Below are 16,235 nucleotides of genomic sequence, written 5' to 3' on the forward strand. Positions count from 1 at the left end.
TTATTATCAACACAAAAGACCTTTTGCGCCCCACTTAAGTTGCAACTTAACCCCAAACATCTTCACAATGATACCCTACCTACGTTTCTACTCTCTGCCACCTTCTCAATAGAACTTATAGGACTTATGTTGAAAGATAAATCATTATCACAATTTTCTTCATCGCTATCAAGTCCACTATCAACGCTTAAAGATCTGAGTAATGTTGTCTTCTCTCTCAGTGGAACATAAGACTCATTATCAACGCTTGAAGATTTGGATAACCTTTTCTTCTGTCGTGGAGCATTACCAGACTCATTAGAAATTTCTCCCGTTAATTGATTGTTGAAGCTCCTTTGTTCATCAGCACGAATTTTTTCTTCCAGTCCATCAAGCATTCCTACCAATTCATCACCCCATTCATTTTCTTCTTCTAATAATTGTTTACACTTTTCTTTCTCACGCTCTAGCTCGTTTCTTAACTCTTCGACTTTATCTTCATCTTTAGTGAGTTCAAGTGTAAGCACCTTATCTCCTGGAAATTCCTCGTACTCGTTTTCTAGTTCTTCAATGTTGAGTTTTAGTCTCTCTTCTCCAAGTGTATCTTGTAAATCGCTATCCTGCCTATCTGATTCTTTAATCTTTTGCTCAATTTCTACTTGTACCTTATATTCCTGATCTAATTCTCTTAGCTGATCTTTCAAGCGCTCTTTCTGCTGGCGTCGTTCAACCATTATCTGTTCCGCATCTTCTCGTGCTTGATTTAGCTCTTTTTCCAAATTCTTCTTTCCTGCATTAACAATTTTCAGCTCTTCCTTTAGCTTTCTTTTTTCTTCATATACACCTTTAAGTTCTTGTGCTTTCCCTTGTAGCTCTTTTAACACACCTGCTAATTCTTCATTTTTTTGTGCCAGTTCAGTTTGCAATTCCGTGTTTTTTTGCTCCTCTTTTTCAAACCTGTCTTGTAAATTGCTATTCTGCTTCTCTAACTTTACAATTGTTTGATTAGCTTCTGCTTGGGTTGTTTCTAGTTTCTCCTGTAGTCGCTGATTTTCTTGTATTAATTCATGGTGCTTTTTATTTATCACTTGCAACCCTGCTTCTATTTCTTGCTTCAATTCAACAGCTTCTTTTTTCAAATTTGACATTTCTTGCTTCAATTCAACGTTTTTTTCGGACAGCATCTGATTATTTAAAATCAATTCATCCATTTGTTGTGAAGCAAATTCTGTCTGAGTTCCAGTGTGCTGTAAATTGACTTCCGTTTTAGTTTCAATTTGTTGTGAAGCAACTTCTGTTTGAGTTTCAGTGTGTTGTAAATTGACTTCCGTTTGAGTTGATGCATTGCTATTAATAGAAGGAGGAAGGCTATTGTCAGCATCAACTTTAGGGTCTAATTCCCCCTCTGGTTCCTCGCGATAGGCCGCTATAGACTCATTTTGAAAATTATTATTAGCAGTAGGTACAACATCAGCAGCCTTACCTTTTTCTAGTACAGCATCATATAAGGAGAGACCTTGAATATATAATTCATCGTTTTGCTTTATTAATTCTAAGATCTCATCCGATAGCACAAAATCTTCATCATTAAATTTTAGTACTTCAGTTATGCCATCGCTACTCACATTCATAATCATGGTACACATTTCGGATCCATCCTTTACAGGCCAAGTGCTTTTCATTTCATAATATGCGCCCTCTTTAAATTCATAATATCTTTCCTTACCTTTCCGATGAGCGTGTATTTCATGTTTTTTATTGCAATAGATATTCAGCTCTTTAATATCTTTCTCTTGCTGTAAAATGTCACTAATCCTGGTTGGCTCACTTCTATTGTAATTAATAGAGTTGATATTCAAAACTCTATAAGCGTTATCAGTTTCTGTGTAATAAGCTTGAAGCTCTACGCCTTTCTCTCCAAGATATTTACTTGCAGCTTCTTTTCCCTGCTCTGCCAACTTTATGCATTTATCTATATCTTCCTTAAAGCTCTTATTAGCAGACTCTGTTACTGCTTTATCTATGTACGTTTTTTTAAAATCTCCATCATTTATTAGGTCATAAAAACTCCACTTATCCCCAAAAGCCCTCTGCACGTAAGTGAAATTCTTTTTTTCCTTTAGTTTTCCTAAGAACCACACCTTTTCTTTCAGATTTTTCAGTTGAAAGCTTACCCTTGCCTTTACACTAGAGTTTTTGGCAGGAATACTAACTTCTTCTAATTCTTTAAGTAATTTGTTATTTTTTATAATTGAGGAGCAAAACTTTACAATAGCAGAATTTGCAAACGAAGGATCTTTTTTTATATCTTCATCAATAATTTCTTTAAAACGTGCAAATTGAGGTAGAACATAAAAATTGATTATTTCTTTTTCTGATCTTGTTTTATTAGCATAAGAGATATCACCTAATTGTGAATATAACTCTTTTAATGTATAGTAGATAAGCGTAGAGTAATAAACCTCCCTATTCAGTGAAGTTGGTCCAATACACTTTTCAAGTTGATCACCTGTTTTTCCTGCCTCTGCTGTTTTTTCTTCTTTAGCCAAACTTCCAATCATAATACACCTCCTTAACTATATTTATATTATACCAATTAACATATATTAAAAGAAATCAAACTGTATAACCTCGCCCTACACTAACTTTTATGATTACTTAATTGTGTAAAAATAACTGCAAGTGTTAAACTTGAGCTTTTATTTTTCATTATACATTTCTTACTACATGTTTATACTGCTGTCTTGCATAATAGACTATTCGAAGTTACACAAGTATTTTTTTTATTAGATAAGAGTTAGTAAGAGCCTGTTCATAATTTTTTCAGAAGTAAGGCAGTGAAAGCCAGAACTACCATTTGTAGGCTAGTATTGAGTTTTCGCTCACAATTTTTCCACAATCTTCTACATTTTTCTAACCAAGCAAAAGATCGCTCCACAACCCATCTTTTGGGCAATACAACAAAGGAACGTAATTCATTTCTTTTGATTACTTCAACGGTTGCACCAATAATCGTTTTTATTTGAGTTACAAAATTCTCTCCAGTATAGCCTGCATCAACCAGTACATTTTTAACTCCCGAGAGGTTTTCTTTTGCATTTTCGACCATTCTCACAGCACTGCTACGGTCAGTTATCTCTGCTGTTGTTGTATAAATTGCATGCTTGCGTATCTACTGCAATACGGCCCTGAAATCTTCTTGCCTGCATCATAGCTTCAGCAGTATCTGCATTTTTTATACTCTGTGCATCAATTATGCAGAAGCTTTTCCGACCATTGTTTTGTCGCAATTATTTTTTTTTAATACCAGCTCCAGAACACTTTCTTTATTTACATCTGGTTTTTCACTCCACTTCTTAAAATAGTCGTAACAATTGCGCCATTTTGGGAACTCTTTTGATACCATTCTCCACTGGCAACCACTTTTTAACACGTATAACACTCCACAAAATATATCATGTAAATCAAGTGTTCTTGGTTTTGTCTTCTTTCTGCAAGATTCCAGATCTGCTACAATAATCTCAAACTTTTCTCGACTTATGTCACTTGGTTATAAACTTCGCATATCCTACTTTATATACTTTATCCTCTCACTTTATCTCTTTTTTGAGATTACGTACAGGCTCTAAGATACAAAGACGTTTTCAGAAATCTTTAAGCTTAGTAACATCCTCTCTCTTTGGACTAGTTGAGATTAGATGAATTGGTACACCTATTAATTTTTCTAACCCTTCTATATATTTTATTAAATTGATAGGCAATGTTTCAATCGACCTTTTACCTTGAGTGTTTTCTTTCCAGCCAGGAAACTCTTCATATATTGGCTCTAATTCCCCTTGTATTGAATGCGATGCGGGTAAATAATCATACATTTTTCCGCTATACTTGTAACCAGTGCATATTTTAATTGTATCAAAAGAATTAAGCACATCTAATTTGGTTAATACAATGCTTGAAACTCCAGAGAGTTGTACGGCCTGGCGCACTAAAACTGCATCGAACCATCCGCAACGCCTTCTTCTATTGCTCACTGTTCCAAGTTCCTTACCTATAGTAAACAAGCTATCTCCTACTTCATTTTTCTGCTCAGTAGGAAATGGGCCATTGCCCACTCTTGTTGTATAAGCTTTTACCACACCAATAATGTAAGCATTGGAGGATAACCCTGAGCCTGTTATTGCTTGCGATGCTACAGTATTACTTGAAGTAACAAAAGGGTAAGTTCCGTGGTCGATATCTAAAAATGCGCCTTGGGCACCTTCAAATATTATTTTCTTACCTTCTTTCATCAAGTCATTTAATATCTTCCACACAGGTTTTTTATATGAAAGAATTTTTTCTGAAATCTCTTGAATTTCCTTTAATATTTCTTCTTTTTTAACCACCTGGTAGTTAAGGCCTTTCCTGATAGCATTGTGGTAATTCAAAAGAGTATCCACTCTTTTATTGAGCTCATCTGCGTTTTCTAAGTCACAAAGGCGTATAGCTCTCCTTCCAACTTTATCTTCATAACATGGCCCTATCCCTTTGTTTGTTGTACCAATTTTGTGATTTCCATTTAAATCTTCAAATAGCTTTTCCTTGTCCTTATGTATGCTAAGTATTAATGGACAGCTCTCGGATACCATCAAGTTGTTATAGTTTACGTCTACTCCTTTAACTTTCAATGACTCTATTTCTGAGATTAGAGCGTGTGGATCAAGAGCAACGCCATTTCCTATGATAGATATTTTGCCTGGCCTCAAAACAGCAGAGGGCAGTAAATTTAATTTATAAACCTCATCATCTACTACTATAGTGTGCCCTGCATTATTTCCTCCCTGAAATCTCACAACTACATCTGCATTCTCAGAAAGATAATCTACTATTTTACCCTTGCCTTCGTCACCCCATTGCAGACCAACAATTACAATGTTATTCATCATTATTTTCTAGATTAATACATAAATATTAATGCAGTACGCTACAAATGGAAAGAGAAATCTACGCCTTTCCTACACCCCTTAAATAAAGAAATATACTGTCGATTTTCTTAATATATTACCAAATTATTCATCATTATATGATATAACTTACAGCATATTTACAGTAAGGTGTTATTTATGAAAGAGACAAAAGGAAAAAATAATAAGAGTCCAGTAGTTAGATTAAAGGCCACAGCTAAAGAGTTCAATTTTAGTAAATTAAGAGCAGATCAAGGTAATAAATTAGCGAATTCCGGTGAAACAATGTTCTTAGATTTTCAAAGGATGAATTTTATTATTAACGGAAAAGAAATAGATAAAAATCTTATTATTGCATTTAAGGAAGGAGCTAAGCACCGCAAAAGCGAACTTTTTAATAGTGATGATATATATAATGACGAAATATTTAACAAAAAAGGAACAAGAGAAATAGATACGGATCATGGCAAAGCTTTTGTTGCTTCAGTACTCGAAGATATTGAGAAAGAGCTTGTAAGTAATGCATTGGGTGAGCTATGGAAAAATCACTGTGAAAATTCCAAAACTGCCAATCATCAAAAAACCGATTCATATAAGAAAGAATTTGAAGAATTTTACAATGCTGGCCAAAGGTATATCCATCTATTACCAACAGAGAAAGATGAAAACAAGGATTACCGTTCCTTTGCAAAAGAAGTTTTCAAAAAAATGTTCAGATACGCTGGGGCAGAAGTTCCAAGTGATGCTATTTTAGAAGAGCTAGTTACCAATTGTAATCAAGCAGGGTATGAGGCTGCTCCATTTATACAAACCCAACTTGCACTTGGACAGTCGTTCATAGTAGAAAATCCTAAAAAAGTAATAAATATTGATTGTGCTAACCAAAATAATGTGAGAATTAGATCTGATATGAGGCTACCAATACTCTCTGTTAAAAATCAAGTTATGCATGGCGATAAGATATGTAATCTGTCTAGTTCATTGGAATTTACAATTGAATCTCACAATGGTGAAGACTTTGTAACATACAGAGATGGTAAATTGTCACTTACTATTCCTAAAGAGTTAAAAAATTATAAAGATAATGGCAAGAGCTTGTTTGACATTATTAAAGAATATTTTCAGAAATTCTGTGCAAAATTAGGATTTAAACCTGAGACAAAAATACAAATAGAGCATGGCTTCGGTGCTCAAAGTAACTATTCAGATGGTACAATATCAACCACAGGATCAGATGCAAATGAAGAATTTATCAATCTTTTAAGCGAAAATCTCAGAGAGAGGTTATTGGGGTCAGGAGTTGCTCTAGAAGATGAAGATGTTGATGATGTTGTTGAAGTCAGAGTATCTACCGTTATAGATTTATTGAGTGATTATGCTAAATTGGAAGATAATAAAGAACACAGAGAGTTATTAATAAGTAAAGTAGCAGATAATTTAGGACTTTCCACTCAAGATAAAACAGCACCAGAAGTATTGATGGAATTAGGCTCTTTACCTTCTTTGACAAAAGGTCAGGTTAATCATAATCAAGTGCAGTCTGTTGTAAATACTTTTATTAAGTTAATTATTGAAGGGAAAAGCGAAGTATACAAAAAAGGAGGTGCGATTAATGCAATTGATGCAATTCATAAGGAGATAGATAAGGCAATTGTTGAGCAAGAAAAAAAAGCAACCAACAAACAAGATATAGAAAATGATAAATGGACAGATAGAATCAAAAAACAGAATTATTCTGCGGAATCACATGAACATTTACCTTAAAGATATTAGTAGGCTCTTTAAATATTTTAGAGTTCATGGTTACAACGGTTGCTATTTTACAGTGCATCTCACAACACTTTCTTCAAAAATATACATGTTAACATACCCTGGACGTACAAGATCACACTTATACCCAAGCTTTTCATAAAATACTTTCGCTTTTTGAAAATTCATGGTTGCAACGGTTGCTATTTTACAGTGCATCTCACGACCATAATCATGAACTTCTTCCATTAGCTGCTTTCCCATACCTTTTCTTCTATAATCAGAGTGCACCCAAAGCAAGTCAGTGTAAATTGAACCATAGATAACAAAACCGCTACAACCTACAATAATTTGTTCAGTATCATCGCGAATAAAAAAAGCAAATGGGTTACACGTACCTTTATCAACGGTTTCTTCATTAATCTTTTTGAGTAGGAATTCAATGTCTTTGCTACTTGGTGATGTGGTGTGTTCTATTTTCATCTCTCGGCCTAATACCGCATACTGATTTCTCTCTTTATCTTATATAAATTAATTAAGTAAAGTGAATACAGTATCCACACTACTAAAAAAAATGTGGCACAAAACATAAACATTGCAACCAGTGGCAACAGCAGGGAACTTTCTATTGCTATTCCACCTTTTCTCAAAATGCTTGCTGGCTGATGGAGAGTGGACCATAAATTCACGGAAAATTTTACTATAGGAATATTTATAGCACTAAAGATGGCAAATACTGCTGCTGATTTTTCTGCCCTCGCTTCATTATCAAAAGCGCTCCACAATGAAAGGTAGCCAACATATAGGAAAAATAAAATCAGCATTGAAGTAAGCCTTGCATCCCATACCCACCAAGTGCCCCAGGTTCCTTTTCCCCAGATGCTGCCTGTGATTAAGCATATTGCCGAAAAGACTGTCCCTGCAGGAGCAGCAGCATGTGCCAAGACACTAGCAATGCTATTGTTCCATACCAATGAAATGAAACCAAGTGATGCAATTAATCCATATATTCCAAGAACAAGCCATGCAGAAGGCACATGAATGTACATGATTCGTACAATTTCTCCTTGTTTATAATCTTCTGGAGAGAAGAATAACGCCAAAGACATTCCAATTAAAAAACATGCGAAACAAATAACCCCAAGCCAAGGTAGAGCTTTCTTAGAAAAATAAGAGAAATTTGTAGGCTTTAATAAAAACATTCGTTTTGAGAATAATTGTGTTAAGAATTTACCAATTAGTTTGAGTTTTATCAACAGGATAGTTTTTCTATATTTACGTAGGTCAACAAATTAGCATAATTTCAGTAGCAGATTGCTAGCTATTATTTTTAGTATATGACCCTTAAAAAGCTTAATCTACACTTAGTATCAGATTCAAGTGGTGAAACTGTTATATCAGTTGCAAAATCAGCTCTGAAACACTTTCGTTCTGTAGAAACGATCGAATATGTTTGGTCTTTTGTAAAAGGAGAAGAGCAGATTGACAAAATTCTGGAGGAAATTAATAGGAAAAGTGATGAGCATAATTTTGTTATATGCACTATTACTGATGATGAGCTAAGAAAATATCTAAAAGATAACTGTATAAAGTTGAAAATTCCCTATAGAGCAATATTATCACATATTATTAGAGAAATTTCGTCTTATCTTGAAATTGAAAAAGACGAAAAGCTTGACTTGCATACTGAGATAAATAACGAATATTTTCAGCGCATTGAGGCAATAAACTACACTATTAATCATGATGATGGACAAAATATTCAAGATATTGATAAAGCAGATATAATTTTGGTTGGAGTTTCACGTACATCAAAATCTCCCACCAGTACGTATTTAGCTTACCGAGGCTATAAAGTTGCAAATATTCCTTTTGTTAGTGGAGTACCCTTTTATGTTGACTTGGCAAAATTAAAAAATAAACTAACGATAGGGGTAACAATAGACGTAAGTAGGCTAATAGAAATACGCAAAAATAGACTTACTTCAATTAACAACGAAGATAATAATATATATGCTAACCCTGAGAAAGTAGAAAAGGAAATTAAAGAAGCAGAGGAGCTCTTTAAACAGAATAACTGGCCAATTATCGATGTCACGCAAAAGTCGATCGAAGAAGTATCAGCAACAATTATACAATATTTTAATAAAATGTTATCAATTGACTAACTCTTGATAAGTGATTATAATGTAAAGTAATTTAATTCTTACTATAGATATGAAAGTCAAAGGGTCGCTAAAATCTCATCGTAACAGAGATAAAAATTGTAAAGTTGTGAAAAGGGGTGGTAAGATTTACATTATAAATAAGGTAAAGCCAAGGTGTAAAGCGCGTCAAGGTTCTTAGCTTTTTGTTCACCTTTTCATGTTATATATTTTTTATATGTGAAAGTACGGTGCTTATATCTAAAAAGAAGCAAAAGTTACTGTGTTTAAGCGCAGCCTTACTCATTTCTTCCCTTACATTATATTTCAGCATTAGCACAATTACAGGTAAACGTGGCTTATTGACGTTAATCGATTTAAAAAAAGAAATCGAGTACAATAAACTTTTGCTAAAGGATGTCTCTTCTGAAAAGGAAAAGTTGGACAACAAAGTATTTGGCTTATATGAAAAAAGCTTAGATTTAGATCTGCTTGATGAGCAAGCAAAAAATGCTTTAGGTTATGTGAACCCTAATGAACTTATGGTTGTTCTTGACGTGGAATAGCAGTAGTGACCTTACCCAGAAAAAGTGGAGAGAAAGAAAAGAGTTTTTTTGGGTAAAATAAAATTTTGGAGGATTAGAAATGGTAAGAGAATATACGGCAGAATTCAAATTGGAAGCTGTTAAACTGGCAAATGAACAAAGAAAGGCAGGTCAAACAATTACAAAAATAGCAAGAGATTTAGGAATAAAGGGTGGTTTATTAGGAAAATGGATGAAGAAATATAACGAAAAAAAGTCAGCGGCAAATGCATTTCCAGGTAGAGGTAACATGGCTCCTTACGACAAAGAGAGGTTTGATTTACAAAGCAAGAGTAACAAGGGAAAGAGACATTTAAAAAAAAGCCCTGGCCAGTCAAAAAGAGTAAAATATTTTTTTATATAGTAACTGCTATAAAGTACAGGAATTATGTAGGATTTTCTGCTAGTGGCTACTATAAGTGGACCACAAGAAAAATAAGCAGTAGAGAATCAGCAAATAAAGAGCTACTCGAAGCTATTCAAAAAATATATCAAGTTTCTAAATGTAGATATGGAGCTCCTAAAATTCATGCTGAATTGAAGGCTTTGGGTAAAAGTTGCAATTTGAAAACGGTGCAAAGTATTATGCAGAAAAATGACATCAGGGCTATACTGAGAAGAAAGTTTAAAATTAAAAAACAACAAACAGATAATAGAGCTGTAGCTCCCAATATACTAGATCAAAACTTTATTGTTGATCAACCAAATAAAGTATGGGATTACTTACATCAAAACCAAGGAGGGATGGCTATATTTGGCAGCAATAATTCTCACGTATGGTAGTTAATGAGTAGTGCAATAAATAAACAATTGGTTATGAACTCTTTATTAATGGCCATTAATAGGCGTAAACCTGTTAAAAATCTACTGCTGCACAGTGACCAAGGTTCACAATATACTGCGCAAGGGTATCAATAGACTTCTTTCGAAACTAGGATAAAGTAGTAAAAATAGTAATTTTGAGGTAAGGAGAAATGAAGTATGAAATAGTGAAAGAGCTCGATAAAGGGGAGTTTCGTCGACTAACAGGAGTAAAGAGATCAACATTTAACAAAATGGTAGGGATTTTATGTGAAGAGAATAAAAAAAAGAAAGCCAAAGGAGGAAGGAAAAATAAGCTAAACGAGGAGAATATGCTGCTCATGGTATTAGAATACTTACGAGAATACCGTACATATTTTCACATAAGTCAAAGTTATGGAGTAAGTGAAAGTACGGCATATAAAACTGTAAAATGGGTAGAGGATACTCTAATACAACACCCAGATTTCGCATTGCCAGGACGGAAAGAACTCCTAAAAAGCGACGTGGAATATAAGATTCTGGTGATTGATGCAACGGAAACACCTGTAGAGAGACCAAAAAAAAGCAGAAAAGATTTTATTCAGGAAAGAAGAAAAAACATACGCTAAAAACCCAAATAATTGCAGAAAAGAAGAGCAAGAAAATTATTTGTACGTCATTTTCAAACGGGAGAAAGCATGACTTTCGGCTTTTCAAGGAGTCAAAAGTGCATGTATCAGAAGGTATAAAAGTTTTAGCCGATGCTGGCTATAGAGGTTTTCAGAAAATTCACAAAAATGTCGAGTTGCCACACAGAAGGATGAAAAAGAGTCCCTTAATTAAGGAAAAAAAGGTAGAAAATCGGGAGCTAGCAAGCAAAAGAGTAGTAGTTGAGAATGTAATTGGTCTGTTAAAAAGATTCAAAATTATTGCAGACAGATACCGCAATCGGAGAAAACGTTTTGGCTTAAGATTCAATTTTATAGCAGGAATTCACAATTTTGAGCTGTCTATATGAGTTTCGAAAGAGGTCTAATATCTCTTAGCTGTAAAGAATATAGATGAGTAATAAAGGCTGTTGTTACGACAATTCTGTTGCAGAAAGCTTCTTTAGCTCATTGAAAAGAGAAATACTTATTGATACTTCACAACACTCTGCTCAACACACTAGAACTGCAATATTTGAATACATAGAAATTTTTTATAACAAACAACGTCACTATTAACTATTGCATTCCAGAACAATTTGATGCATCATTCTTTTTGTAAAAAACATTCCACACTTTCTCTCCACTTTTTCTGGGTAAGGTCAAAGGATCTTATGCCTTAAACCTTATCACCAGGCTTAACAAATAGGTGGCCCAATACTATTAACTTTATGGGTTTATCTTCGTTATTTGCTACTATCCAAACCCCATCGCTCTCATGATCAACAATTTCTATTGGTGCAAATACTACATAATTATTGTCATCAACAATCTTTATTCCAAGAGCACCCTCGTCACTTAAGCTCAGGGCTGAAGAAGGAACTTTATATGCAAATCTTTCGCCTGAAGGTAGCCTTACGTTGGCAGTTAGTCCCTGCAAGGATATCATTTTATTATTAGTTACCTTTACTTCTACCCTATAAGACCCAGTTTTAGGCTCAGCAATTTTACTAATAAAACTTACTTCACCTGCCAATTCTTTTCCGTCCAGCAAATTAATTTGAGCTGTGCTGCCTAGCTCTATTTTATTTACTTCATTTTCCGAAACGTATAACACTACAAGAATTTGATCGAAATTAACCACGTCAGCTATTTTTTGCCCAGCATTAACAAAATCCCCTTCGTTTGCATTGATTTTATCAATATAACCATCTATAGGAGATGTGACTGCAGTATTTTCTAAATCCAATTCTAGCCTTTTTAGGTCAGCTTTTGCACTTTGTAACGCAGTAAAAGCTGCTTCTACTTGTATTTGTGCCCCATAGCCTTTTTTATTCAGTTTGTGAGAGGAATCATACTCAATTTCACGCTGCTTTAATAAAGCTTTGGCTTTCTGAGCTTGCTCAATCCTGTCATAATCTTCTATCTTTAACACTACATCATCTCTTTTTACCTTTTCACCATCAGGTAAATAAATAGCAATAATCTTACCACTTATTTTTGAGACAAGGCTAGCTCTATGTAAGGGATTTACTGTACCAGAAAAATTTAAATATATAGTGCGGTTTTGCGGCGCACATTCTTGAGTTTTTACTGAAAAGCTACTAGTTGCATTATCGCTATGAACCGCCTGATCTTTTTTTAAAAATGCACTACTGATAAAAAACAGTAGAATAAAAGCAATACTGGAAATGATGATTACTTTATTTCTCATCTTTAAACAATAGAATTTGTTGACCAATCTTGTTAGAAACAACTGCATAAATTTTCGAATCAGAAATGTAAGTATAATACATGTACCATTGTCACTCCATAAATAGTTTTATATGAGAACAAACACAAGATTTTCCTATAATAAGTAAGTTTTTTATTGCTAAAATGCAATTTTTAATCGAATAAAATTGCAAACAAAGTTGTGCATAAGACTGGATTTAAAAAAATCTCGAAAAACATACTAAAACTTTTAAATAATAACTTTATATCTAGTGGCTTTGCCTTCTCCAAGACGCTGTAAGTATTTCATCCCTAGCAGTTTCTTTGTAATTGCCTCTACTGTTCTTGGAGGAAATCCTAGAGCTTCTATAGCATCTTTTCTACTAAATTCTTTATCTGCAAGGCTAAGTGCCCATTCCCAGAAGAATAATTGTTTTCTTGATAATAAATATTCAGTATTCTCCCTCTCAAGAATATAATGCGCCTCATTTGCTTGCGTTTTGAGCACATTAAGAAAAAATATTAACCATGGGGAAATATCTTCTTTGCTACTTTTCCAGCTACTTTGTGTTTTATTAAGCGCTAAATAGTAATCAAGTTTGTTAGTTTCAATTATCTTTTCATGTGATACAATAGATACAAAATCATAACCCTGCTGCAACAGCATTAAATTAGTCATCAATCTACTAGTTCTGCCATTCCCATCTTGAAAAGGGTGTATTGCCAGATACTCAAAAACAAAGTTAGCAATAATAATAAGAGGATGCTTCAATTTATTATTTAAGGACCAGTGATACCAATCAATAAGCTCTTGTACTTCCTTTCTAACAAGGTAAGGTGGTGTGGGATCAAAAATTATACCAACAACTTTTCCATTCTGATCTTTTGCCTCAACTCTATTAGAACTTGCTTTGTATTTTCCTCTATGATACAAATCTTTTTCACTATAAAGTAGCATCTGGTTGTTAATGTGCAATATTGATGACTCACTAATTGGAATATCCGTATAATCATGAAATATTAGTTTAAGCATTTCTAAGTAGCCAGCAATTTCTTGCTCATCTCTATTTTTAAATTTTTTGACACGTAGGTTTTTATATAGATCCTCAACTTCTTTATCGGTTAGACGATTTCCTTCAATACGGTTAGAAGCGCCAGAAGATGTAACAATAACTGAATGAGTTAATCTTTCAATTGTTTGTGGTAGTAGTTTTTTCGTTATCTGCCAGCTATTTTTAACACTATCAACTGCAGTAATTAACTCGTACACTTGCTCAATTACAGGCCCTTCTAGGTTGAGACGCGTACTAAGACGAAAATTCTTCCAGTTCATATTCTTCTCACATGCATATTATGTGAGATAATGTGAGATAATGTGATAAAAGTCAATAGTAAACTTTATATGCACAGCAGAGCTAACTACAAAAATTATACATTTTCAAGTGATCCTAACCATATCAAAAACTACAGGGCAAAGCTGTTAGAGGAAGGCTTAATTAGTTAAAAATTTCAATCTTATGTAAAATATTGTCTTATTTTGTAATTTTCTTGTTGACTAACGAGACGATATCTACTTTTCAATAAACTCCATTTGCATTTCTTGTATACTGCTTTCTATTTGCTTTATTTGTTCTATCAACCTTTCCTCTAAGTCAAGATTACCGCTCAGCCTCGCTTCGGTTCTTTCTTTTCGTAATGCATTTAACTCTTTTAGTAACACTATATTATTCCACACAATTTCTGCAGATTTTCTCTCGTTCAGTTGGCTATTTAGTACACTAGTTTTTTCAAATACATACTTTATAACGTTAAACTGTTTCAATTCTTGTAACAAAGCCTCTTTATCGAGTTTGCTTTTGTTACTTATTACATCAATTATACGCTGTTGTAATCTTTTCATCTCATTAGTAAATTCAAAATGAGAAAATTGCTCAAAAAATATAGGACGGTTCAAGATTTCAGGAAATTCTACGGCTATACGCAAAATTACGGCCTGATTTTGCTCTGCTTCAATTAGCTCTGGAGACTTGTTATGAAGATACTCACCTTTTGTTGCTCTAGTTTTACTATTAAAAATCTGTTTTTTGAAGCTACTTCTTAGTTCACTAGCCTTATTGTAAAAATAATCTCTGTAATACCTTCTAATACTGCTGTTGCTAATAGTATTTACATATTCCATGAACTTGTGCTCAAGAATTGAATATTTTTCCGGAGCAAATTTTTCATAATTTTGCAAATTGCTATCGATTATGTGATGCCATAAATATTCAGAATGCAGTTTTGTTGAATGGTCAAGAGCAGTCAACACGTCTTCTTTCTTGTATGCCAGTTCGTTACATATATCGTATGGATCTTTATTACTTGGCAAAGTCACAAACTTTAACGTGTATCCAGGCTCTAATATTGGCAGAGCAAGTTCTGCAACTCGAGTAGCAGCATGACGTCCAGCACTATCGCCATCCATACAGATGGAGATTTCTTTAGCAAATCTCCATAGATTTTTTATCTGTTCTGCAGAAATTGCGGTACCAAGCGGAGCAACTGCATTACTAATTCCTGCTTGATGTAGCGCTATAGCGTCCATATATCCTTCAACAACGAGTATGTGCTGTTTTTTACGTATTTCGCTTAAAGCAAAGTTTAATCCGTATAAATTCTCCCTCTTCTTGAAGAGCTGACTCTCTGGACTGTTTAAATATTTCGGCTGTTGCTCAGAACTTAGCGCACGTCCGCCAAAACCAATAACTCTCCCTGCAATGCTCTGTATAGGAAATATCAGCCGGTCATAAAAATAATCATGAAAATTTTTGTTTACTAATCCAATATCAATCAAAATTCTGTCTTCAATACCTGAAGAGTTTAAATACTCTTTCAAACCAGAGCTTGGTGCATAACCTATCTTAAATTTATCTATGATTTTAGGTAAAATCTTACGCTGCTTTAAATAATCTACAACACCTTGATTTTTTTGTGCAAACCAATTTGCAGCTAAATCAAGCGCTAAAAATAGTTTATTGTCCTCTTTTGTAATACTAAGATTTTTGGGCAGTTCAACACCTGTAACCGATGCTAATTTTTCCAATGCTTCTTTAAAGCTTAATCCTTCAGTTTGTGAAATAAATTCAAATGCATCACCACTAGCCAAGCAACCAAAACAGTAATATAACCCCTTAGTATTGCTCACCGAAAAAGATGGGGTTTTTTCGTTATGAAATGGACAGAGCCCAACAAAACTATCTCCTCTTTTTATTAATCTGACTTTTTTACCTACTATGTCGGATAATAATAATTTTGATTTTATAATATCTATATGATCCATCTTGTTAAATTAGTAGTAGGATAAAAATTATATAGAATTTATACACATCTGACTCGAAATTTATTTCTATAACTAAAGCAATTTAGATTTACCGACAATGTAGCTATACAAATTCAAGAGCAATCCTGTCATCCAGGTAGCCCACAGAAACAAAAAACTTCCTTGACAAACCTCGCCAGCGCCCTTATCATGAAACTGAAGCTATTTATTTATCTTCTCTGTACAGATTAAATGACAAAAAAACTCAACGTATCTGGCGTCTCATGTTTAATTTTTTGCACTATGTGCACCTTATGTCTTTATCAAATTTCCGGGTTTTGACCTACACAAGCTGAAATACGCTTATAAAGCATTTAAAACATTAAAAAACGCCA

At 33.8% G+C, this 16,235-nt stretch carries 12 protein-coding genes and 3 pseudogenes; 7 read left to right on the forward strand and 8 right to left on the reverse strand.

Annotation, left to right across the window (positions count from 1 at the left end; translation table 11 throughout):
- Positions 1–62 precede the first annotated feature (62 nt).
- The 3 genes and pseudogenes from HUB92_RS00300 to HUB92_RS00310 all read right to left on the reverse strand — a co-directional run bounded on the left by HUB92_RS00300 (position 63) and on the right by HUB92_RS00310 (position 4,901).
- Positions 63–2,540, reverse strand: a complete 2,478-nt coding sequence (locus HUB92_RS00300) for a coiled-coil domain-containing protein (protein WP_209472825.1) — start codon at positions 2,538–2,540, stop codon at positions 63–65.
- A 251-nt stretch (positions 2,541–2,791) separates the two neighbouring features.
- Positions 2,792–3,520 (reverse strand): annotated as a pseudogene (locus HUB92_RS00305) (IS5 family transposase).
- A 103-nt stretch (positions 3,521–3,623) separates the two neighbouring features.
- Positions 3,624–4,901, reverse strand: a complete 1,278-nt coding sequence (locus tag HUB92_RS00310; RefSeq protein WP_209473326.1) for an adenylosuccinate synthase — start codon at positions 4,899–4,901, stop codon at positions 3,624–3,626.
- A 180-nt stretch (positions 4,902–5,081) separates the two neighbouring features.
- Between HUB92_RS00310 and HUB92_RS00315 the strand changes: the two genes are divergently transcribed.
- On the forward strand, positions 5,082–6,686 hold the full coding sequence (locus HUB92_RS00315; protein ID WP_209472827.1) for a hypothetical protein: 1,605 nt from the start codon (positions 5,082–5,084) through the stop codon (positions 6,684–6,686).
- A 51-nt stretch (positions 6,687–6,737) separates the two neighbouring features.
- Here the strand turns inward: HUB92_RS00315 and HUB92_RS00320 are convergent, their stop codons facing one another.
- Both HUB92_RS00320 and ccmC read right to left on the reverse strand, forming a co-directional pair.
- Positions 6,738–7,154: a GNAT family N-acetyltransferase gene (locus HUB92_RS00320; RefSeq protein ID WP_083250453.1), complete on the reverse strand. Its 417-nt coding sequence runs from the start codon at positions 7,152–7,154 to the stop codon at positions 6,738–6,740.
- Between the two features lie 8 nt (positions 7,155–7,162).
- Entirely contained in the window at positions 7,163–7,873 is a 711-nt protein-coding gene (gene ccmC / locus HUB92_RS00325; protein ID WP_209472829.1) for a heme ABC transporter permease CcmC, read from the reverse strand.
- 135 nt (positions 7,874–8,008) lie between these two features.
- Here ccmC and HUB92_RS00330 point away from each other — a divergent pair, with 135 nt between their 5' ends.
- The 6 genes and pseudogenes from HUB92_RS00330 to HUB92_RS00360 all read left to right on the forward strand — a co-directional run.
- Positions 8,009–8,839 (forward strand): pyruvate, water dikinase regulatory protein, encoded by an 831-nt coding sequence (locus HUB92_RS00330; protein WP_006280267.1) that lies wholly within the window; start codon positions 8,009–8,011, stop codon positions 8,837–8,839.
- Positions 8,840–8,888: 49 nt separating this feature from the next.
- Positions 8,889–9,017: a type B 50S ribosomal protein L36 gene (ykgO, locus tag HUB92_RS00335; RefSeq protein WP_006279631.1), complete on the forward strand. Its 129-nt coding sequence runs from the start codon at positions 8,889–8,891 to the stop codon at positions 9,015–9,017.
- A gap of 49 nt (positions 9,018–9,066) precedes the next feature.
- Complete coding sequence (locus HUB92_RS00340) at positions 9,067–9,381, forward strand: FtsB family cell division protein (protein WP_010962526.1); 315 nt, start codon at positions 9,067–9,069, stop codon at positions 9,379–9,381.
- A 79-nt stretch (positions 9,382–9,460) separates the two neighbouring features.
- A pseudogene (locus tag HUB92_RS07205) lies at positions 9,461–10,314 on the forward strand (IS3 family transposase); the annotation flags it as partial.
- A gap of 59 nt (positions 10,315–10,373) precedes the next feature.
- A protein-coding gene (locus HUB92_RS00355) for an IS5 family transposase (RefSeq protein ID WP_209472530.1) occupies positions 10,374–11,200 on the forward strand; the annotation gives its coding sequence in 2 pieces (ribosomal slippage) (positions 10,374–10,761 and positions 10,761–11,200; 828 coding nt in all).
- 43 nt (positions 11,201–11,243) lie between these two features.
- Positions 11,244–11,451, forward strand: a pseudogene (locus HUB92_RS00360) (IS3 family transposase); the annotation flags it as partial.
- A gap of 57 nt (positions 11,452–11,508) precedes the next feature.
- Here HUB92_RS00360 and HUB92_RS00365 read toward each other — a convergent pair.
- From HUB92_RS00365 to dnaG, 3 genes are all read right to left on the reverse strand, one after another.
- Complete coding sequence (locus tag HUB92_RS00365; RefSeq protein ID WP_174515936.1) at positions 11,509–12,591, reverse strand: efflux RND transporter periplasmic adaptor subunit; 1,083 nt, start codon at positions 12,589–12,591, stop codon at positions 11,509–11,511.
- Positions 12,592–12,792: 201 nt separating this feature from the next.
- Positions 12,793–13,875, reverse strand: a complete 1,083-nt coding sequence (locus HUB92_RS00370) for a Fic family protein (protein ID WP_209472833.1) — start codon at positions 13,873–13,875, stop codon at positions 12,793–12,795.
- Between the two features lie 237 nt (positions 13,876–14,112).
- The gene (gene dnaG, locus HUB92_RS00375) at positions 14,113–15,861 is read right to left on the reverse strand and encodes a DNA primase (RefSeq protein ID WP_209472835.1); all 1,749 of its coding nucleotides are present in this window, start codon (positions 15,859–15,861) and stop codon (positions 14,113–14,115) included.
- Between the last annotated feature and the right edge of the window lie 374 nt (positions 15,862–16,235).

The organism is Wolbachia endosymbiont of Wiebesia pumilae, assembly GCF_017869285.1.
GTDB classification, from domain to species: Bacteria; Pseudomonadota; Alphaproteobacteria; order Rickettsiales; family Anaplasmataceae; genus Wolbachia; species Wolbachia pipientis.